At 58.9% G+C, this 21,011-nt stretch carries 19 protein-coding genes; 9 read left to right on the forward strand and 10 right to left on the reverse strand.

Going from position 1 to position 21,011, the window contains the following annotated elements; genetic code table 11:
• Nucleotides 1–125 precede the first annotated feature (125 nt).
• Nucleotides 126–1,127 carry a methylmalonyl Co-A mutase-associated GTPase MeaB gene (meaB, locus tag DK510_RS18805; protein WP_370246649.1) on the reverse strand — a complete coding sequence of 334 codons (1,002 nt, stop codon included), beginning with the start codon at nt 1,125–1,127 and terminating at the stop codon, nt 126–128.
• A 201-nt stretch (nt 1,128–1,328) separates the two neighbouring features.
• Between meaB and hrpB the strand changes: the two genes are divergently transcribed.
• From hrpB to DK510_RS18820, 3 genes are all read left to right on the forward strand, one after another.
• Nucleotides 1,329–3,764, forward strand: a complete 2,436-nt coding sequence (hrpB, locus tag DK510_RS18810; RefSeq protein ID WP_109313470.1) for an ATP-dependent helicase HrpB — start codon at nt 1,329–1,331, stop codon at nt 3,762–3,764.
• A gap of 110 nt (nt 3,765–3,874) precedes the next feature.
• Complete coding sequence (locus tag DK510_RS18815) at nt 3,875–4,333, forward strand: NUDIX hydrolase (protein WP_108861772.1); 459 nt, start codon at nt 3,875–3,877, stop codon at nt 4,331–4,333.
• Nucleotides 4,334–4,425: 92 nt separating this feature from the next.
• The gene (locus DK510_RS18820) at nt 4,426–5,904 is read left to right on the forward strand and encodes an inorganic phosphate transporter (RefSeq protein ID WP_109313399.1); all 1,479 of its coding nucleotides are present in this window, start codon (nt 4,426–4,428) and stop codon (nt 5,902–5,904) included.
• Nucleotides 5,905–5,914: 10 nt separating this feature from the next.
• Here the strand turns inward: DK510_RS18820 and DK510_RS18825 are convergent, their stop codons facing one another.
• The 3 genes from DK510_RS18825 to DK510_RS18835 all read right to left on the reverse strand — a co-directional run bounded on the left by DK510_RS18825 (nt 5,915) and on the right by DK510_RS18835 (nt 8,858).
• Nucleotides 5,915–6,889, reverse strand: a complete 975-nt coding sequence (locus DK510_RS18825) for a 2-dehydropantoate 2-reductase (protein WP_109313400.1) — start codon at nt 6,887–6,889, stop codon at nt 5,915–5,917.
• A gap of 67 nt (nt 6,890–6,956) precedes the next feature.
• Nucleotides 6,957–7,907, reverse strand: a complete 951-nt coding sequence (locus DK510_RS18830; protein WP_109313401.1) for a pirin family protein — start codon at nt 7,905–7,907, stop codon at nt 6,957–6,959.
• 111 nt (nt 7,908–8,018) lie between these two features.
• Complete coding sequence (locus DK510_RS18835) at nt 8,019–8,858, reverse strand: phytanoyl-CoA dioxygenase family protein (protein ID WP_109313402.1); 840 nt, start codon at nt 8,856–8,858, stop codon at nt 8,019–8,021.
• 186 nt (nt 8,859–9,044) lie between these two features.
• On the opposite strand from DK510_RS18835, the gene DK510_RS18840 reads away from it, so the two are divergent.
• Together DK510_RS18840 and DK510_RS18845 are read left to right on the forward strand one after the other, a co-directional pair.
• Nucleotides 9,045–9,533, forward strand: coding sequence for a twin-arginine translocation pathway signal (locus DK510_RS18840; RefSeq protein WP_109313403.1), 489 nt, complete (start codon nt 9,045–9,047; stop codon nt 9,531–9,533).
• A gap of 47 nt (nt 9,534–9,580) precedes the next feature.
• Complete coding sequence (locus tag DK510_RS18845) at nt 9,581–10,138, forward strand: ferric reductase-like transmembrane domain-containing protein (protein WP_109313404.1); 558 nt, start codon at nt 9,581–9,583, stop codon at nt 10,136–10,138.
• A 32-nt stretch (nt 10,139–10,170) separates the two neighbouring features.
• On the opposite strand, the gene DK510_RS18850 is transcribed toward DK510_RS18845, so the two are convergent.
• From DK510_RS18850 to DK510_RS18860, 3 genes are read right to left on the reverse strand one after another with little or no spacing between them, the layout of a single operon-like run.
• Nucleotides 10,171–10,518 carry a 5-carboxymethyl-2-hydroxymuconate Delta-isomerase gene (locus tag DK510_RS18850; RefSeq protein WP_109313405.1) on the reverse strand — a complete coding sequence of 116 codons (348 nt, stop codon included), beginning with the start codon at nt 10,516–10,518 and terminating at the stop codon, nt 10,171–10,173.
• Nucleotides 10,519–10,530: 12 nt separating this feature from the next.
• Nucleotides 10,531–11,457 (reverse strand): ornithine carbamoyltransferase, encoded by a 927-nt coding sequence (argF, locus tag DK510_RS18855; RefSeq protein WP_058272227.1) that lies wholly within the window; start codon nt 11,455–11,457, stop codon nt 10,531–10,533.
• A gap of 13 nt (nt 11,458–11,470) precedes the next feature.
• The gene (locus DK510_RS18860) at nt 11,471–12,673 is read right to left on the reverse strand and encodes an aspartate aminotransferase family protein (protein ID WP_109313406.1); all 1,203 of its coding nucleotides are present in this window, start codon (nt 12,671–12,673) and stop codon (nt 11,471–11,473) included.
• A 292-nt stretch (nt 12,674–12,965) separates the two neighbouring features.
• Between DK510_RS18860 and DK510_RS18870 the strand changes: the two genes are divergently transcribed.
• Entirely contained in the window at nt 12,966–13,850 is an 885-nt protein-coding gene (locus tag DK510_RS18870) for a DMT family transporter (protein ID WP_109313408.1), read from the forward strand.
• A gap of 112 nt (nt 13,851–13,962) precedes the next feature.
• Nucleotides 13,963–15,198 (forward strand): MFS transporter, encoded by a 1,236-nt coding sequence (locus DK510_RS18875; RefSeq protein WP_109313409.1) that lies wholly within the window; start codon nt 13,963–13,965, stop codon nt 15,196–15,198.
• Here the strand turns inward: DK510_RS18875 and DK510_RS18880 are convergent.
• Complete coding sequence (locus DK510_RS18880; protein ID WP_109313410.1) at nt 15,195–15,998, reverse strand: ABC transporter permease; 804 nt, start codon at nt 15,996–15,998, stop codon at nt 15,195–15,197. The genes DK510_RS18875 and DK510_RS18880 overlap by 4 nt on opposite strands.
• A gap of 126 nt (nt 15,999–16,124) precedes the next feature.
• Between DK510_RS18880 and DK510_RS18885 the strand changes: the two genes are divergently transcribed.
• Complete coding sequence (locus DK510_RS18885; protein ID WP_058272305.1) at nt 16,125–16,700, forward strand: GcrA family cell cycle regulator; 576 nt, start codon at nt 16,125–16,127, stop codon at nt 16,698–16,700.
• A gap of 158 nt (nt 16,701–16,858) precedes the next feature.
• Nucleotides 16,859–17,569 carry a hypothetical protein gene (locus tag DK510_RS18890; RefSeq protein ID WP_109313411.1) on the forward strand — a complete coding sequence of 237 codons (711 nt, stop codon included), beginning with the start codon at nt 16,859–16,861 and terminating at the stop codon, nt 17,567–17,569.
• A gap of 3 nt (nt 17,570–17,572) precedes the next feature.
• Here DK510_RS18890 and DK510_RS18895 read toward each other — a convergent pair whose 3' ends face one another.
• Nucleotides 17,573–18,649, reverse strand: coding sequence for a DUF2235 domain-containing protein (locus tag DK510_RS18895; RefSeq protein ID WP_109313412.1), 1,077 nt, complete (start codon nt 18,647–18,649; stop codon nt 17,573–17,575).
• On the reverse strand, nt 18,627–20,918 hold the full coding sequence (locus DK510_RS18900; protein ID WP_109313413.1) for a xanthine dehydrogenase family protein molybdopterin-binding subunit: 2,292 nt from the start codon (nt 20,916–20,918) through the stop codon (nt 18,627–18,629). The genes DK510_RS18895 and DK510_RS18900 overlap by 23 nt, the downstream gene beginning before the upstream one ends.
• Nucleotides 20,919–21,011 lie beyond the last annotated feature (93 nt).

A 21,011-nucleotide genomic window follows, 5' to 3' on the forward strand; every position in this document is an offset into this window, starting at 1 on the left:
TCATTTGTTGACTTGCGCACCATCGAGACTACCGCCTTGCCCTCGAAATTGCACAATCAGAAATTGCATCCTTGCCCATAATACATGATTTCGGCGCACCCTCCACCACTGACGCCAACACGCGTCTAGTGTGTTGCCAGGATACTAAGCATTCGATCCGCAGCTGCCGTCGGGCTGAGATTGCCTGCGCCAACGGCGGCCCCAAGGCGATCCATTTCTGCGCGGGCGGTCGGCGTATCCAACCGCGATAGCAGCGCGTAACGCACCTCCTGATCGAACCAGAACCGCGCTTGCGCCGCGCGGTTGCCATCCCAATGGCCGTTTTCACGCCGCCAGCCTGACAGGGTGGTCATTTCGTCCCAGGCTTGGTCAAGTCCATGTTCCTCGACCGCGGAAACGGTCATCGCTTTGGGAAAACCTTCTGGGTCCTGCGGGCGCTTTCGCAGCAGGCGCAAAGCCCCCGCGTAATCGGCACAGGTGCGGGTGGCCGTGGCTTTCAGATCTCCATCCGCCTTGTTCACGAGGATCATGTCGGCCATTTCCATGATGCCGCGTTTGACCCCCTGCAACTCATCCCCGCCCGCAGGAGCGAGCAACAGAAGGAACAGATCCGACATTTCGGAAACGACGGTCTCGGATTGCCCGACCCCCACAGTTTCAATCAGCACCACGTCGAATGCTGCTGCCTCACACAATGCAATTGCTTCGCGTGTGCGACGGGCCACGCCACCCAGATGGGATTGGCTGGGCGATGGGCGGATAAAGGCGTTTTTCTCGCGGCTTAGCCGCTCCATCCGGGTTTTGTCGCCCAGAATAGAACCACCGGAACGGGTTGAGCTGGGGTCGACGGCCAGGACCGCAACGCGGAGGCCCTGCTCGATCAGCATCATGCCAAAGCTTTCGATAAAGGTGGATTTGCCCACCCCCGGAGTACCGGACAATCCAACACGCAAGGATTGCCGCCCAGCTTTGGCCAAATGCGCCAGCAACTCTGACGCCTGCGCCCGATGATCGGCGCGGCCACTTTCGACCAGAGTGATTGCCCGGGCCAGCGCACGCCGGTCTCCGTTCAAAATCTTATCACCTAGGCTGTCCATATCCATTCCGACCCCGATCTTTTGCGGCATGACTACTTGCCGCTGCGACGGGTGATTTGTCCAGACCGGACCGCGAGGGAAACCTGCCCGATACCTGCATTTCGCACCTATGTGTTGCTGTTGATCCTCTTTGACCGGACCGCCGCTGGTTCTATACTGCAGCGGCGCGATCATCGTCATTGGGAAACAGCAGAACTGGACGTTGCGCCTTGGTTGGCGGATAAAGCGTCAATGACAACACGCCTGCCCATCGATGACGCCATCTCCGAATTGCTTGACGCCCTGAAGGCCAATGGCCGGGCCGTTTTGCAAGCCCCTCCGGGCGCAGGCAAGACAACGCGGGTGCCTCTTGCGATGCTCGAGGCCGGGTTGTGCGACGGCAAGATCATAATGCTCGAACCCCGTAGGCTTGCCGCGCGTGCCGCGGCAGAGCGGATGGCTGAAACACTGGGACAACGTGCGGGTGAAACCGTCGGTTACCGCGTGCGGGGCGATGCGAGAACCTCAAAAACGACCCGCATCGAAGTGGTGACCGAGGGCATTCTGACCCGAATGCTGCAATCTGAACCGGATCTGCCCGGCGTCGGCGCGGTGATTTTTGACGAGTTCCACGAACGATCTTTGAACGCTGACCTCGGGCTTGCCCTGTGCCTTGAGGTTACGGGCGCACTACGCGACGACCTGATCCTGCTGGCAATGTCCGCAACCCTGGACGCCGAACCCGTCGGCCAACTGATGGACGCGCCGGTGGTGACATCCGAAGGGCGCAGTTACCCGGTTGAAACACGTTGGCTGGACCGGCCATTGGGTGCGCAGGCACGACGCCTGGATGCACTAATAGATCTGGTCGCCAAGGCCGAGCGTGAAACCGAGGGCGGCATGCTCATGTTTCTGCCCGGCGAGGGCGAAATCCGCAGGGCCGAGGCCGCGCTATCCAAACGGTTGCCCGGCAATTGCGCAATTAAACCTTTGTTCGGCGCAATGCCCTTTGCCGCTCAGCGCGCAGCAATCTCGCCAGCCGAGACAGGGCGCAAGGTCGTGCTCGCGACGTCAATCGCCGAGACCTCGCTGACCATTCCCGACATCCGCGTGGTTGTGGATATGGGTCAAGCGCGCCGGGCGCGGTTCGATCCGGGCTCTGGCATGTCGCGGCTGGTCACGGAACGGGTGACGCGGGCCGAAGCAACCCAACGCGCAGGTCGTGCGGGGCGCGTGGCCGAGGGCGTGTGTTACCGGCTTTGGTCCAAAGGTGAAGAAGGTGCGCTGGCCGCCTACCCCCCTGCCGAAATCGAAGCCGCCGACCTGACGGGCCTTGCGCTGGAACTGGCGCTTTGGGGGGCCGAACCGGATGACCTGGCCTTTTTGACACCACCACCCGAAGGAACGATGGCCGAGGCCCGCACATTGCTGAACATGCTGGGTGCATTGGATGCTAAAGGGCGGATCACCGACCACGGACGGGCCTTGGCTGCGCTGCCCCTGCATCCTCGGCTGGGGCATATGCTGGTGACTGCCGGGACCAGCGCCGCTCCGCTGGCAGCGCTGATGGCGGAACGTGATCCGCTAAAGGGCGCCCCGGTAGATCTGTTGCTGCGGCTCAAAGCATTGCGTGATGCCCGCGCCTTTCAACGCAACCGGGTTTGGCAGATCAACATGGGCGCGTTGGAACGGATCAAAGCCGAGAGCAAGCGGCTGAAGACACGAAGCAGCAAGACAGACCTGAGCCCTGCCGCGATGGCCGCCTTGGCCTATCCCGACCGAATTGGACAACGCCGCAAAGGCGATGTGCCGCGTTACGTTCTGTCCGGCGGCAAGGGCGTCGTGCTGGACAGCGGTGATACATTGGCGGCCGCGCCGTATCTTGTTGTGACAGATACGGACGGAAACCCGCGCGAGGCCAAGGTGCGCATGGCCGCACAAATCTCGGAACGTGAAATCCGGGACCTGTTTGCGGATCAGATCGAATGGGTCGACAGCTGCGCGTGGTCGAAACGCGAACGCCGGGTCATTGCGCGCACGCAGGAACGCCTTGGCGCGATCACTCTGGATGACCGTATCTGGAAGGACGCGCCGGACGAGGCCATCGCCCGCGCCATGCTGGACGGAGTGCGTGATCTGGGATTGCGGCTGGACGGGGCCGCGGCGCGATTGGCGGCGCGAGTCGAACTGGTACGCGCCGAAGGAATCGACCTGCCGGACTTTTCATTGGACGGGCTGATGGCCGCTCTGGACGACTGGCTGCTACCCATGCTGTCAGGTCAGCGCAGTGCAGACGACTGGAAAAAATTCGACCTGCTGCCCGCCCTGCACGCCCGGCTGGACTGGCCCCAAACGCAGGAGCTGGACCGCCGCGCGCCGGGATCATTTGAAACACCGCTGGGCCGCAATGTGCCGATTGATTACGGGGGAGCGGTGCCCGAGATTTCGGTCCGCCTGCAGGAACTGTTCGGTGTCACCCGGCATCCGGTTATCGGGGGCGAGGCGCTCAAGATCACTCTGCTGTCCCCTGCGCGGCGACCAATCCAGATCACGCGCGATCTGCCGGGATTTTGGGCTGGATCTTACGCCGATGTGCGCAAGGACATGCGCGCGCAATATCCCAAACACCCCTGGCCCGAGGATCCGACCCAGGCCGATCCAACCTTGCGGGCCAAGCGGCGGACCTGACGTTCGTTTGCTTCAGAAAATGCGTTCGCTCAATAGATGCATTGAAGCCCCGGTTTATAGTTGTTATGTCACTTTTCCTTGAACCTAAGAAAAGTACTGGCACTTAATCGATGGCATCTTGGCTGAACAATATCTGGGAAGAAGTTGGCAAACCCTTCTTCCAACGCCCACACAGGGTACAGTTTGCAGCCTTGTGCGTGCGCGGAACTGGCGACGACAAAAAAGTTTTATTGATCACCAGCCGTGGCACAGGTCGCTGGGTCATCCCAAAGGGATGGCCGATTGACGGCATGGACGGGGCCGAGACTGCCAAAGAAGAAGCATGGGAAGAAGCCGGCGTAAAAGTGAAACACCTGGGCCGCAAGGCGGTGGGCCATTTCACCTATGACAAGATCCTGGATGACGGAACGGCCCAACCCGTGCGCACCAATGTGTATCGCATAGATGTCAAAGATCTGGCCGAGGAATTCCCCGAGGTCAGCGAGCGTGAACGGCGCTGGTTCTCGCCGAAAGAGGCCGCGGAGCTGGTGCAAGAGCCGGAACTGCGCGAAATGCTGCGGCAAATGTAACGCTTTCGCAACAAACTTCTGTGAGGCCGGTTGCCACAAGACCGGGCAACCGTTAACCGCGCCGGTTAAACCGTATCACCCACAGAAAACCGATGTCGAACACGAACAATAAAAACCGCTGGCAAGCCCTGGACAGCGATCTGCACCGAATTTCCCGCCTTGAGCATGCGAACGTGCACGTGGCGCGGCCGCTGCTTGCGCCGGGCATCGCGCTGGCCTTCATAGTTATTGCCGGATTGATTGCTGCGATACTATTCGGTCGGGCAGACGGTGGGCTGATCGTCATCGCGGCTGCTGGTTTTGGTGCCTACATGGCAATCAACATCGGCGCCAACGACGTTGCCAACAACATGGGCCCTGCGGTCGGTGCCAACGCCCTGACCATGGGTGGGGCAATTGCCATCGCCGCAGTCGCGGAAAGCGCGGGGGCTCTGCTGGCGGGCGGAGACGTGGTCTCGACCATCTCCAAGGGCATCATCGACCCTGCCTCAGTCCAGAATAGCTCGGTCTTTATCTGGGCGATGATGGCAGCACTGATTTCGTCAGCGCTGTGGGTCAACTTAGCCACATGGGTCGGCGCGCCTGTTTCCACCACGCACTCGGTCGTGGGCGGTGTGATGGGGGCTGGCGTCGCAGCAGCAGGTCTCAGCGCGGTTAGCTGGGGCACGATGAGCGCGATTGCCGCCAGCTGGGTGATCTCTCCGGTTCTGGGCGGCGCGATTGCTGCCGGATTTCTGGCGCTGATCAAGGCGAAAATTCAGTATCAAGACGACAAAATTGCCGCAGCCCGTCGCTGGGTGCCTATTCTGGTGGCTGTGATGGCTGGTGCATTTGCCACCTATCTCTCTGTCAAAGGCCTGAAGCGGATCGTGAAAATCGATCTGGAAATCGCGCTACTGATCGGTCTGACCTCGGGCATTCTGGCTTGGGCCGTGACCGTGCCTTGGGTTCGCCGCAAATCCGAAGGGCTGGAAAACCGCACCAAATCTCTGAAAGTTTTGTTTGGGTTGCCTCTGGTCATCTCAGCCGGTTTTCTGAGCTTTGCACATGGTGCCAACGACGTCGCCAATGCTGTCGGTCCGCTGGCCGCAATTGTGCACGCCGCTGAATTTGGCGACTTTGCCTCGAAAGTCACGATACCGACATGGGTAATGGTGATCGGGGCCTTTGGGATTTCGTTCGGCCTGTTCCTGTTTGGCCCCAAGCTGATCCGGATGGTGGGTAGCCAGATCACCAAACTGAACCCGATGCGCGCATTCTGCGTCGCTTTGTCGGCGGCGATTACAGTGATTGTTGCAAGCTGGCTTGGGCTGCCGGTCAGCTCGACCCACATCGCGGTGGGTGCGGTGTTCGGCGTCGGATTTTACCGTGAATGGAATCAGGATCGCCGACGCAAGCAAAGTAATGATCGCCGCCCGCCCGAGTTGCGGCTGGCCCGTGAAGAGCAGCGGCGGCGCAAGCTCGTGCGTCGGTCGCATTTCATGACCATTATTGCCGCGTGGGTGATTACCGTCCCAGCGGCGGCTACAATGTCGGCCGTTATCTTCTGGATTCTGACGGCGTTCACCTGATGTAATCACGTCACGGGATGATCTGATCAGGTGACAGACTTACATCCGGCTTCTGTTCGATCAGAGCCTGTACCCTAGCGCAAATCGGTGTAGGCCGCCCATATTGCTTGCCCAGTCGGACAATCTCACCTTGCAGACTGTCGATTTCCGTCACGCGCCCCGCCGCGAGGTCATAGGCCATCGACGTGCGCGCGCTTGGGTCGATGGTCAGCATGCGCGCGGCGATCCGGGTGAACAGTGGCGTAGGAAGTCGAAGGATATGCGGCGTCATCCAAGCGGGCAAAGGCGTGGTTGATGCGACAGGGTGGCCTGCGGCCTGAAGTACCCTCAAAGCCTCAGCCATCTGGTCGGCCATCAGGCGACGCCACTTGCGATCCAGCAATTGATCCTTCAACGTCAGCCCCGACAACGCGTTCAGTGCGTTGTTCAGGTTGATAACCAATTTGCCCCATTGCACAGCATCGATGTAGTCGCTTTCGATCACCGGCAGGTTAGGTGAGCTAAGTGCCTGCCCCAAACCGCCCGGGCCGGACTGGATCACGATATCGCCGGAAGTGGCGCAGTGAAAGCTCGCGGGCCGGGGCGGCACGACGTTGAAGGGCACCATTCCCGCGCGAACGTCATGATCCGGAAGCGCCGCCCGCAGCACCCGGGCGTTTTCCATCCCGTTCTGCCAGGACAACACCGGCGCAGAGGCCGGCGCGAACCGCGCGATCTGTTCTGCCATATCCGCCGTGGCCGCGGCCTTGACGGCCAGGATCACCAACTCGGCGTCTTTCAGGCAATCCGGGGTTTCGGACATCGTCAGCGTCTCAGCCGCCACATGAACGTGCAGGCCGGAAAAATCAGTGACGGTCAGGCCCTCCTCACGGATTGGGTCCAGAATGCGTGGGCGACCCAACAGCGTGACCGAGTGACCGGCATCAGCCAAAAAGGCTCCGCAATAACATCCAATGCTGCCCGCGCCTGCGATTATGATCTTCATGGCAACCCTCCCGTTGAGGCGAGGATTGCCGGTATCGCAAGTTCGGACAAGGCCCCCTGACGTCTGGTTAACGTGCCCGTCTTGGGCTTGTGCGCTCCAACTCGTCGGAAATCGGAATGAACTCCTGATCATCGCCGGGGGGCAGGTGGAAGGCACCGTTGGCCCAATCCGCGGCTTTCCATTCGCGAGTGGCGTTTTCGATTTTTTCCTTCGAAGAGGACACGAAATTCCACCAGATATAGCGATCCTCATTCAATGTGGCTCCGCCCAGCAGCATCAACCGCGCGCCAAACGGACCCGCCTTGACCGAAAGGCGATCGCCCGGGCGGAACACCATCATGCGACCTTGCTCGAACGTGTCGCCCGCAATCTCAACCGATCCCTGAATGACATAAACCCCGCGATCTTCGTGGTCGTCGGGCAATGGAAAGGCGGCGCCGGGTTCAAGCTGCACATCCAGATAGAAGGTTTCCGACAGCATCGTCACCGGGCTGGTTTCGCCATAAGCCGAACCAAGGATTAGCCGGGCACTGACGCCATTGTCCTTGATATGCGGCAGCGCGCCCTGCTTGTGGTGCTCAAAATCCGGGGCCATGTCCTCGTACACCTCAGGCAGTGCAATCCAGGTCTGAACACCGAACAGGCTGTGCCGCTTAGCCCGCGTTTCTTCACTGGTACGTTCCGAATGGGTCACGCCGCGGCCAGCCACCATCCAGTTCACTTCACCTGGATAGATCATCTGATGGGTGCCAAGGCTGTCGCGATGCTCAAACTCGCCCTGATACAGGTAGGTCACTGTACCCAAGCCGATATGAGGGTGCGGCCGCACGTCGATGCCACCGTCGGTGATGAACTCGGCGGGGCCCACCTGATCGAAAAAGATGAAAGGGCCAACCAGTTGCCGTTTGAGCGAGGGCAACGCGCGCCGCACTTCGAAACCGCCCAGATCACGGGCACGAGGGATGATCAGTGTCTCCAGAGGCGAATTCTTGGGGTTTTGGGTAGGATTCCAACTCATGCCTGCTCTCCCGCGATCAGTTCATTCAGTTCACTGATGTAGGTTAGGTCTGACATACTCGCCTTTCAATTTGCAGAAACGCACAGAACGGGTGCGGACCCGGACCATACATCAGGCACGGCGCGGCCAAAGCTGCGGGAAAAACGCCCCATCAATTCGATCACCTTCGCGATATCCTTCGGCTTCGAACTGCGCCCGTTCATCCTTGGCCCAATCCCCCCGATACCGGATCCTGCCATCCGGAGCGGTCATCCGCAGCGTAAACCGGCGTACCGTTTCCGTTGGGGTGACTGATGACAGCCCACCGTGCAAGGTGCGCATGTCGAAGAAGATGCAGTCGCCCAGATTCATATCCCATTGTAAAAGATCGAATGCACCCGGATCGGCATTGACGTCAGGCGGCGGGTGATAGGTCAACCCTGCAACCTCGGTGGGTTCGTAGCTGGGATGCCCGTCGGCGAACCTGACCCGCATGAACAGCTTGTCCCACAGATGCGAGCCTTTGACGAAGGCGATACCGTTTTCTTTGGTAACCGGCTCAAGCGGCAACCACAGGACGCACATCGTGCCTTCGAAGTCGAAATAGGACAGGTCCTGATGAAACGGAGGACGCGAAGTTGATCCAGCCTCGCGCAGGAACCAGTTGTCCATGACAAGATTGATCGATGGTGCGCCCAGCAACTGTGCGGCAAGCGGAGCACAAGGTGAATTGTGAACGAATTGCGTGAATTGCGGGATTTTATTCCAAGCCCAGTAGTCCTCGAAATAGGCAGGTGCGCGAGGGTCCTTGGTATGGCGGGTGAAATTATCGGTTGGGCGGGCCAAATCCGCGTCGATGCCGTCTCGCAAAAGTGCCAGCCAATCCTCGGAGAACCTGGAGCGCAGCACAACCGCACCGTCGCGCTTGAACGCCTTGATTTCTTCGTCTGAGACAACGTCTTCGACAACCATAGTGCAGGACTCCCCGAACTGACGGATTTCAGGATGGCACCTGCGCGGGGGCACGGTCAAAGGAATTCACAATTTGTCACCCCGCCGCGCGCCCCCTCGGAAACTGAAACAATCGTGCTATCTTTCCGCTGAAAGAATGCCCGGCATCGTCGAGGCGTGGTGAAACACTTGAAAAGAGAGGTTTGCATGCCTGGTCTTACGTTCTCTCGTCGTTCTTTGGTTTTGGCGTCTGGGGCTGTTCTGGCAACGGGTGCGACAGGCTTTTTGGCGCCAGCGCGCGCAAGTGGCGTGGCCCCCACCGCATCCATGCGCGGAGGGTCCAACAATTACCGTCCCGGCGCGCCCATCGTTGACCGGATTGGCAGCGGCGGGTTCTGGATGACCGGAACAGTGCGACGCGCCGGGGACGGTGCCCCCCTGCCCGGTCAGCGCATCCAGATCTGGGCGCATACGACAGAAGGCCACGAACGCGATCCGCAGAGCCACGGCGCAACTCTGACCGATGCCAATGGAGAGTTCCGACTGGAGATGCCGCAAATCGTACCCGCCTTTGGCCAGCCACACGGCCATCTAGCTTATGACAGTGGTGAGTTCGAGACCGTGTTCTTGCGCCCAATCATGAGCAGTTCCAAGGACAAAACCTTGGCCGCGCATTTCGTTCTGCAGCCTGCCTAACCACAGTGCGTCGAAGCCTAGTAATCTGGACCTTTGTGATCCTTGCCATGGCCGTACCGATTATCGCGGCTGCGGCGAGCCCTCAGCTGGCATGGCGTGAACCGATCTACATCACCGCCGGGTTTGCCGGTGTTATTTCAATGTGTCTGCTGTTGATGCAGCCGCTACTTGCGGGCCGTTTGTTGCCGGGGCTGACCCCGGTTGCCAGCCGCCATTGGCATAGGTGGTGTGGGCTAGCATTAGTTGCAGCCATTCTGATCCATGTCGGTGGTTTGTGGATCACCAGCCCGCCCGACGTTATTGACGCTCTGTTATTTGTTTCACCGACACCGTTTTCGGCTTGGGGTGTGATTGCGATGTGGGCCGCGTTCGGAGCCGCGTTTCTAGGTCTTTCTCGCAAGCGCCTTGGCTTAAGGTTTCGCGTCTGGAGGTTGGGGCATGCGAGCCTTGCGATCATCACCATTATTGGCAGCGTCGTACATGCCCTGATGATTGAAGGTACCATGGAGGTCATGACCAAGTGGGTATTGTGCGGTCTGGTCGTGTTGGCGAGCGTCGCGACGCTCGCCAAATTGCGGATTTGGGATATCAGGCGACCCACCTGAGCAACACAGGATCTGTGACAACCGGACACTGGCTATGGCCCGGCCACCCGTTTCGCGTAGGAAGCGCGGTTCATCTGAACGTCTTGCACTGTGATACTGCCAACCTCGGGCAAGGCCGCCGACAGAACCTCCAGTATGGCCACGGTAAGCTCAGAGCGCGTCGCCTCGTCACGACCCTGCATCAGCAGAAGCGTGGCGTGGACAAAGCTCTGGGGATCAGTGCCTAATCGGTAGTATTCTACCGGTTTCGCGCGAATTTTTATCGTTTCTGCGTCGAATTCAGGATGTTCGGCCAGAACGGCAAAAAGCTGATCGCAAATTTTCTGAATATCATGGACCTGCTCTATGCCTTTCGAAAACTCCAGTGTGACATGAGGCATGGTGGACTCCGTTCAGACGCCCAGACACCAGCGCATCACGGCCTTTTGCGCATGCAGACGGTTTTCGGCCTCGTCGAAGATGACCGAGTTGGGGCCGTCCATCACCTCGGATGTCGCCTCTTCTTCGCGGTGGGCAGGCAAGCAGTGCATGAACAGCGCGTCCGGTTTTGCGTGTGACATCAGCTCGGCGTTGACCTGATAGGGGCGCAGCATGTTGTGGCGACGTTCCTTGGCGGACTGGGAATCGTGCATTGAAACCCAGGTATCGGCGACCACCAGATCGGCACCCTCAACCGCTTTATACGGGTCTCGTTCGACCACGATTTTCGAGCCCTTTTGACGGGCAAGCCCCATAAACTCTTCTTCCGGATCAAGCTGGGCCGGGCCGGTGAAAGTGAAATCAAACCCGAACTGACCCGCAGCATGTAGGAACGAGGCGCAAACATTGTTGCCGTCGCCGGTCCAGACTACTTTCTTGCCCGCAATCGGACCGCGGTGTTCCTCAAACGTCAGCACATCCGCCATGATCTGGCAGGGATGGGTGCGGTCAGTCAGCCCGTTAATGACTGGCACGTCCGAGTATTCAGACATCTCGGTCAGAATGGTCTCATCGAAGGTCCGGATCATGATCATGTCGACATAGCGCGACAGGACGCGGGCGGTGTCAGCGATGGTTTCACCGTGGCCCAGTTGCATGTCCTTGCCCGACAGCACCATGGTCTGCCCGCCCATCTGACGCACGCCCACGTCAAAGGACACGCGCGTTCTGGTAGACGGTTTTTCGAAGATCAGCGCGACCATACGGTCTTTAAGAGGCTGTTCGTCATCAAGTGCTGCCTTTGGGCGGCCCAAGCGCGCCTGTTTCATAGCGCCCGCCTGATCAATCATGGTCCGCAGATCGCCCGCGTCGGTTTTATGGATATCGAGGAAATGGTTCATTTCAGTTCACTTTTCATTCGGGTGTGTCTTGGGCCGAGGCCATTGACTCTTCGACCTGCGCAGCGGCTTTGTCGAGGCGGATCACGGCTTGGGCGATGTCATCCTCGGTCAATGTCAGCGGCGGAAGCAGGCGGATCACGTTATCGGCTGCGGGGACGGTAATGACCTCATTATCATAGCCGGCGTTGACCATGTCGATATTGAGCGCTTTGCACTTCAGGCCCAGCATCAGTCCTGTTCCGCGCACTTCTTCGAAGACCTCCGGGTGCTCGGCGATTAGCCCTTCGAGCTTCTGGCGCAGCATCCCGGCCTTGCGGTTGACGCCCTCTAGGAATGCAGGCGTTGCCACCTGATCAATAACGGCGCAGCCCACGGCACAGCCCAGCGGGTTGCCGCCATAGGTAGAGCCATGCGTGCCTGCCGTCATACCGCTGGCGGCGTCTTCCGTGGCCAGAACAGCACCCAGAGGGAAGCCGCCGCCGATGCCTTTGGCAACCATCATGATATCAGGGGTAATTCCAGCCCATTCATGGGCGAACAGCTTGCCGGTACGACCTACTCCACATTGCACCTCATCGAGGATCAAAAGCAGGCCGTTGTCATCGCAAATCTGGCGCAAGGCTTTGAGTTCCGCGTCTGGGACGGGACGGATGCCGCCCTCGCCCTGCACGGGTTCGATCATGATCGCGGCGGTTTTATCGGTGATCGCATTGGTGACGCCATCGAGGTCGCCAAACGTGACATGAACAAAGCCCGGCAGCAGTGGACCGAAGCCCTTGGTCATCTTCTCAGACCCGGCAGCGGCAATACCAGCCGACGACCGGCCGTGGAACGAGCCATCAAAGGTGATGATCTCGACCCGTTCAGGCTGATCCTTGTCATAGAAATACTTACGGGCCATCTTGACCGCCAGTTCGCAAGACTCGGTGCCCGAGTTTGTAAAGAAAACTGTATCAGCAAAGGTGTGCTCGACCAGTTTGTCTGCCAGGGCTTGCTGCTGTGGGATGTGGTAGAGGTTTGAAACATGCCACAGCGCGTGCGCCTGCTCGGTCAGGGCATTGACCAGTGCGGGATGGGCATGGCCCAGCGCATTCACGGCGATCCCAGCGCCCAGGTCCAGAAAACGTCGGCCATCCGCCTCGGTCAGCCAGGCGCCTTCACCCTTCACGAAAGTCAGGGGCGCGCGGTTATAGGTCGGCAGAACGGACGGGATCATGGGATCATCCTTTTCAGGTAGTTTGAGCCTTGTGAGTGATACACTCGGCCTGTGTTCGTCAACTGATTTGGTGGAAATTGCGCCGATTTGAACAGCGCAAATAGATCAAAGAGGCCGGTTACGCGGCGAAGCGTCGGCGTCGGAGTCGCAGGATATGTGCGTTTTTGATCATAAGTCGCCGTATAGCGCTGCCCGAAGCATCTGAAAACCCTGAAATTGGCAACCAGCGAAAATACTTGGCGCGACACATTTGCCGCTTGCCATTTGACATGCGCTGACGCACCGCTGACATATGTTTGTCGCCAAAGCCCACAATCCGCCTCTTGCGGCCGTGCTGATCACCGCCGCCAGTGCATTGCTGGCCGGGACCACCCTGCTGGCCAAAGCCTTGGGGACGGACACGTTGGGTCCCGCGCTGCATCCAATGCAGATCAGCCATGGGCGGTTTCTGTTTGCCTTTATCGTGATCCTCACCGCCGTCGGCGTGATGCGGCCGCGCCTGCAGCGTCCGCATTGGGGGCTGCATATTGGGCGAACAAGTTTCGGCTGGGTCGGCATTACGCTGATGTTCGCCTCGGTCGCGTTCATTCCGATCGCGGACGCGACGGCGATTTCCTTTCTGAACCCGGTCTTTGCAATGGTGTTGGCAATCCCGCTGCTGAAAGAAGGCGTCGGCCCTTGGCGGTGGCTGGCGGCAGCGGTGGCGCTGGCTGGGGCGCTGATACTGTTGCGCCCGACACCCGACAGCTTTCAGCCAGCAGCCCTGTTGGCACTGACTGCAGCCGCAGTCATCGGGATGGAGCTGATATTCATCAAGAAACTCTCGGGTCGAGAAATCCCGATCCAGATCTTGCTGATCAACAACGCAATGGGCCTGACGATTGCCTCTGTCGCGGTGAGCTTTGTTTTTCAGATGCCAACTCTAGAACAATGGGCAGCGCTGGCGGGTATCGGCGCGCTGATGGCCTGCGCGCAGGCGTGTTTTGTGAACGGCATGGCCCGGGCAGACGCCTCATTTGTTGCCCCAATCAGCTATGCGACGCTGATTTTCGCCGCTTTCTACGATTTCGCGATATTCGGCGTGATTCCGGACAGGATCAGTATGATTGGCTCAGCCATAATTCTGACCGGCGGACTTATTCTCGTCTGGCGTGAAGCGCGGGCGCGGCAAGCCTGAAACTCTAAAAAGATCTCCTGACATGGCCCGGGGGCGACCTGTATGTCGCAAACCCGGAAGAACGCGGATTGATACGGCGCAATGTAACCTCAGTTGATTTGAGAGTTTACCCATGCACGAACGCCGTATCCCCGAATGGGTGCGCCATGCCCCAGCACCTTCAGTCCGCGATTTCGGCATCCTGGCCGGATTCGAGGCGATTGTCCGCGGCATTCTGATATCGGTCTTTCCACTGGCCATGTACCGAGCATTGGGTGATGCGTCTTCGGTATCATTCCTGTATTTTCTGGTCGGCGTTATCTCGTTGATTGCGGGGCTGATGGTGCCGTTCCTGATCCGCTTCATACCGCGCAGATGGGCGTATACTGTTGGTTGCCTCATGTTCATCGGCGGTGCCCTTCTGGCGATTGAGGGCAGCCCGGCGGCAGTGGTCGGTGCCCTTGCCCTGAACACGGTCGCGACTGTGGTCACATTCATTTGCTTCAATGCTTATGTCTTGGATTACATCAGCAAAATCGAGCTGGGCAAATGTGAGACCAGCCGCATGTTTTATAGCGCGCTGGGCTGGGCAGGCGGACCGATGGCCGGCGTCTTACTGCTGGAGGTTTGGGCCCCTGCCCCCTTTGTCATCAGCGCCTTGGCAGGCGCGGTCATGCTGATCCAGTTCTGGCGCATGCGATTGGGCAATGGCAAGTTGATCACCAAGGCGCGGGGCACCGCAAACAACCCGCTGGCCTTTCTGCCGCGCTTCTTTGCCCAGCCGCGGTTGGTGGCCGGGTACCTTTTCGCCATGATCCGATCCTGCGGCTGGTGGATCTACGTAGTGTATCTACCCATTTTCGCCATTCAAAACGGGCTGGGTGAGCAACTGGGCGGCATCCTTTTGTCCACCACCAATGCGATGCTGTTCGCAGCTCCGCTTATTCTACGTTGGGTGCAGGGGCGTTCGATTCGCACAGCAGTCCGCGTGGGTTTTGCTGCCTGCGGAACCTGCTTTGTCACCGCTGGGGCAATCGCAGGTTGGCCGGTCGCGGCAGTTGCGGCGCTGGTTCTTGGGTCCATCTGGCTGATCGTTCTGGACATTTGCGCCGGCCTGCCTTTCCTCATGGCAGTGAAACCGTCCGAACGCACTGAAATGTCAGCGATCTACTCCAGTTACCGCGACGTCTCCGGCATACTGACACCCGGAGTTGCATCACTGGTCCTTCTGATCTCACCGGTCGCCGGCGTATTCGCAGTCGGAGGCTTGGCCCTGTTCGGGGCCTGGGCCGTGGCAGCAAATCTGCACCCACGATTGGGAAAGCCCAGAATGACTTTTCAACCCGGTTCACTGGCCGAGACAAGTTAAGCCTTAAGGCGATACCCCGTCCGCAACATCTGCCAGGTCAGCGCGCCGACCAGCAGCGTGGCACCGGTGCATACCGCAATACCCAACCAGGGTGAGCTGTCGGACACGCCGATCATCCCATAGCGCAGGCCGTCTATCAGATAGAAAACCGGGTTCACATGGCTCACCCGGTTCAGGATAGGAGGCAGCGCCTGGACCGAGTAAAACGTACCCGACAGGAAAGCCAATGGTGTCACGATGAAGTTCGTGATGGCCGCCATCTGATCAAACTTGTTGGCAAAAATACCGGCGAACAGACCTAAGGCCCCCATGAATGCGCCACCCAGAACTACGAAAATCAGGGCAAATAACGGGTTTTGCGGGTATATGCCCAAAACCAGCGCAAGTGCGACCGCAACAACACAAGCGATCAGAACGCCGCGTGCGACGCCACCGGCCAGATAGCCCAGCAGGATCTCAAGCGGGGACAAAGGCGGCATCAACGTATCGACGATGTTTCCCTGCACTTTGGCGATCACCATCGACGAAGAAGTGTTGGCGAACGCATTCTGGATCACGGTCATCATCATAATGCCGGGCGCCAGAAAGGTCAGGAACGGCACCCCCATCACATCCGGACGCCCCGGACCGATGGCGATATTGAAGATCAGCAGGAACAGCCCCGCAGTCACAAGCGGCGCCAACAGGGTTTGAGTCCAGACCGCCAAAAACCGCAATGTTTCGCGTTGGGCCAACGTGTAAAGCCCCATCCAGTTTACTGTTCCGAAACGCCGTTCGCTCTGATCTGCGGAAATCTGCATCGCTTGCCCTCATCCTGATTCGAGAACCGCTTGTAACTCGGCTCGCAGTGATTAAAATAGGGGGCTGAGACGAATTCCCAAGGCGGCCCGAATCCGGGGCCGCTTTCCGCTTTTGAAAGGCAAATGATGTCCTGGACTGACGAGCGTGTAGAACTGCTGAAAAAAATGTGGGGCGAGGGCCAGTCGGCCAGCCAGATCGCCAAGGAACTGGGCGGCGTAACCCGCAATGCTGTGATCGGCAAGGTGCACCGTCTGGGCCTGTCGAACCGCGCGACCGGTGCCTCGCCGGCCAAATCCGAACCTAAAGACAAACCGGCCCCCGCGCCCAAGGCCGAGGCCAAGCCAAGGCCCGCGCCCAAGACCGAACCGGCGCGCCCAACGCCGGCACCTGCAGCCGAGACAAAACCGGCCGTTCCGGCGCGCCGCCAGATCATCCCGGCGGGTCAGCCACTGCCGCCGCAACCTTCGGCCAACGAAATCAGCCCCGAGGCGCTGGCCAAGGTCAACGAGATCGAGAAGAAGGCCAAGAAGCTGACGCTGATGGAACTGACCGAGAAGACCTGCAAATGGCCCGTTGGCGACCCCGCGACCGAGGATTTCTGGTTCTGCGGCCTGCCGGTTGAAGCGGGTAAACCTTATTGCGAAGCGCATGTTGGCGTAGCCTTCCAGCCAATGAGCTCGCGTCGCGACCGGCGGCGGTAAACTCTTAGGCGTGCGCGCTGGTCTCTTGGTGTGACACGGGCGACTTGTTTTCTTAACTGACCACCCATCGAAAGGCGGGTGGTCAGTCATTTTTTGACCAGAGAGATTCTGCTATTCCACCAAGATTGAGATACAAAGTCCTATTCTTCGCCTATTCTGTGCTGATCTTTATTGCCTACATGCAGCCGTTAGATCCGCAATTGTTCGAACCAAACACGGACAGAAAAGCCCTCTTATTGTTCATTCAAGGCTTGTTTCTGCTCGTTTGGCTCATCCCAGCCGCACCCATGTGCATTGGTGGACTTGCCTTGCTGGGGATGTGTCCAATCTCGCGTCTTCTAGCAGTATTTCTGGCGATCTCGTCAGTTGTGATTGGACTACTGCTGACACTGGCATCCGGCGTGCTCGCCTTATTTTCGGACACTCAGCTACTGCATGGGATCAGCTTAACGATCGCGATTGCATCGAGCTTTCTCATTTGGTCGGGTCGTGATGGGAAGCCAAATCCATCACGGACTGCGAAAATCGGGATATCGATCTCGACTCTGATCGCGCTCTGGTCGCTGCTGACGATTCCGATGCTCTTGTTTCAAGCACGGTTGATCGCGGACGGTTCACCCTATTGCATCGCCGAGCATTCAGAGAATTCTCCGATCGAAGCCCTGCACGAGTTACGTGGATTCTCATTCTACACAACAAAAACCGGGTACAAATCGACGTCTGAATGGTACTTTCACGGTTTGATGATCGTAGATCATCCGGACGATCAAAGGGTTTACAATTGGTCTCCAAGACATCGGCGTTTCGATCTTGTAGAACGCCCGGATGCACTGATCGAACCAGTCAGAAACGTCTGCGTTGCTAAGTAAGTTCTACTGCGCAGGGTGCGACGGCAAATCCGGCATCGGTACCCAGCGTGGTAATTCATCCGGTGAGACTGAGACATGGAGCTTCTCTGACCGGTCGCGGCCCACCTTGCGGTGCTTCCGCAGCAGAAAAATTTTACCCCAGCCACGCCAGGTTCCGACAGAACGGGCGGAGGTATCCGTCGGGAACCTATCACGCCAACCCTCAGGTAGCGGAAGACCATGCAGTTCTGCCTTATCCAGCATCCAGACCAGAGAAATGTTGCTGAGGGGACGGGCCTCTTCAAAGCCGTTCAACTGGCCACCCACATCGCCGTGAGTGCCACGGAACCAGACCTGCTCGACATGACCTTTGAATTCGGGCGTACATTTCCACAAGACCGGCTCAAACACTTCGCGAGTCTCGTCCAGTGCCATTGCGTGGTACCCGTGGCGCGTCGCCGGTCCAAGCTGGTGGGAGTGAAAGGCGTGACGCTCTTCGGCCCAGCGCCACAGCAGCGGCAGACGCATGCCCAGCGCTTTGACCGTATCCCAGACGCCAACCATCTCAATCGCCACATCTTCGTGGCAGAATTGCCTCCGGAACTCGGCCGCAGCCGACCCGCTGGCATTGCATTCATAGTGCCGGTAGGCCTGTTTGATGTTGCGCACAGTGGCATGTTCGGCCTTGAGCAGACCGATCATGTCAATCACACCAGCCAAGCTGCGCACACCGTAAGCGCCGCGTGAATAGCCGATGAAATAGATACGGTCGCCGGGTTTGTAGCGTGAAGCGAGATAGCCATATGCGCGGCGGATCTGGCGGTTGATGCCCCGCCCCATCATCACGTCTAGCGAGGACTTCCAGTTTTCCCATTGCACACCAGATTCGTAAAAGACGGACACTTTACTGCCCATTTCGCGGCATAGTCGCAGGGTCTGGCCCGCATGGGTTTCGTAGCCCGGCTCCAACGTCGACATGGTGCCGTCTAGGATAATCACATGGCTGACGGGCTCGCGGTGAAGCGCCTCGGCGGAATGCTCGGACCGTAAGGGCCGTCCGAGCCATCCCAGTACCTTTCTACTCAGCCGCGACAGAACCATACGTCAACAATTCCCATACTTTATGAGGTGTGAAAGGCATGTCCGCCTGCCGCACCCCGTAATCCCAGAGCGCATCCTGAACCGCGTTTGCCACCGCGGCCAGCGCGCCCACGGTGCCGGCCTCTCCGCATCCTTTCATCCCCATCGGGTTGGAAGTTGACGGAACCGGCGCCGAGGTAAACTTAATCATGGGTATCTCGGCCGCGCGGGGCAAGGCGTAATCCATCAACGAAGCCGTGAGCAGTTGCCCCTGCGCATCATGCACAACACGCTCCGTCAATGCCTGACCGATACCTTGTGCCACCCCGCCATGCACCTGCCCTTCGGCCAACATCGGGTTGATAAGATTACCGAAGTCGTCGACGACAGTATAGCGATCCACCCAGGTTTCACCGGTGTAAGAATCAATCACGACTTCGGCAACATGTGCGCCATTGGGATAACTCCGCGCATCCAGATTGGCGCTGGCCTCGTGACTTAGCAGGTCGGCGCGCCCATCGGCGCGGGCCATCTCCGCAGCCTCGGTGAGCGTCGGCGTCAGGTTTGACCCCGGTGCGCGGAAGGTTTCATGGTCGAAACGCACATCACTTTCCTCCACCCCCATCTTATCCGCCAGATACGGCGTGAATGCGGCGATCATGACGTCAATTGTCGCCAGCGTGGCCGTACTTTGCACCGTGACTGAACGTGACCCGCCAGTCCCGCCACCATGTGGCAACTGATCGCTGTCACCCTGGACCACTTTGATCTGGTCCATCGGAACTCCGGTTTGGTCTGACAGGAATTGCGCATAGACCGTCTCATGCCCCTGCCCGTTCGATTGGGTGCCGACATAAAGGTTCACCGTGCCATCCTCGCAGAACTCGACTTTCGCGTTTTCCGAAGGGTCACCCAAAATGCTTTCGATATAGTAACACAAGCCCCGCCCCCGGATCAGGCCACGTTCCGCATCTGCAGTTTTTCGCGTCGTGAATCCATGGGTCTGGGCATAAGCACGGGACAGGACCATATCGAAATCACCTACGTCATAGATTTCGCCGGTCGCGGTTTTGTAGGGGAAGTTTTCCGGCAGGATGAAATTCCTGCGGCGCAACTCCCAGGGATCGACGCCCAGTTGGCGCGCGGCGCGATCCATGACACGTTCCAGAACATAGATCGCCTCGGGCCGCCCTGCCCCCCGATAGGCGTCGACTTGCGTGGTGTTGGTATAGAACCCCTCAACCCGCAGATACGTCGTTTGAACGTCGTAAACCCCCATCAACACCTTGCTAAAAAGACTGGTCTGGATCGCTTGCCCGAAATGACTGCTATAGGCACCCAGATTTACCTTGCTGTGCACACGGTAGGCCGTGATTTTCAGGTCCTCGTCAAAGGCGAGCTCAGCCAATGAGGTCAGGTCGCGACCGTGATGATCCGACAGCATCGCCTCGGATCGGTCAGACATCCAATGAACTGGCTGCCCGAGTTTCATCGCAGCAACTGAGACGCAAAAATACTCAGGGTACGGCATGACCTTCATGCCGAATCCGCCACCCACATCCGGGGTGGTGACACGGATCGCCTCGGGTTCCAGTTTTAGCTTTTGCGCCAACTGCCCCCGCATCGCCCAGACGCCTTGCCCACCATAGGCAAAGTGCAACCGTCCATCGACCCAATTGGCCTGACATCCCCGTGGCTCGATTGAGGTGATGATCACGCGGTTGTCGGCCACATCCAGCGAAACGGTATACGCGGCGGCCTGAAAGGCGGCATCGGTTGCTGCTTCATCGCCCAACCCCCAATCAAAAGCACGATTGTCGGCGACCTGATCATGCAGTGGTTCGCCACCGGCTTCGACATCCAGTTTCGCGGGCAGATCATCTGTGTCCATCCAGATCATCTCAACAGCATCTCGCGCCTGCAACAGCGTGTCTGCGATCACGACAGCCACAGGTTCGCCAACAAACCGGACGCGATCTTGGGCCAGCATATGCCTGTCGGGCGCAAGGGCCTGAGAGCTATCGCGGTTCTGCACAGTTGCTGCATTCATCACAGTGTCGATCCCCGCCGCCGTGAGATCATCCAGCGTCATGACAAGGCGCACCCCTTCCGCCTCACGCGCGACATCCAGATCCAGCGCCGTGATCCGACCATGGGCAACCGGGCTGCGAAAAAAGGCCGCGAACAGAGCGCCTTCGGGCACATCATCGTCCATGTATCGTCCGTGCCCGGTCAGAAACCGCTGATCTTCTGTCCGTTTGACGGGCTGGCTTTTGCCGAACTTTTCCATTCGATGATCCTCCTGCGATGGCGACCGTAGCCCAGCCCAAGGCGATGTCCAGTCGAACAGACAGCTTCCCCGTGTCTTGCCGGTCATTTTTTG

This window comes from Ruegeria sp. AU67 (assembly GCF_900312795.1).
Taxonomy (GTDB): Bacteria; Pseudomonadota; Alphaproteobacteria; order Rhodobacterales; family Rhodobacteraceae; genus Ruegeria; species Ruegeria atlantica.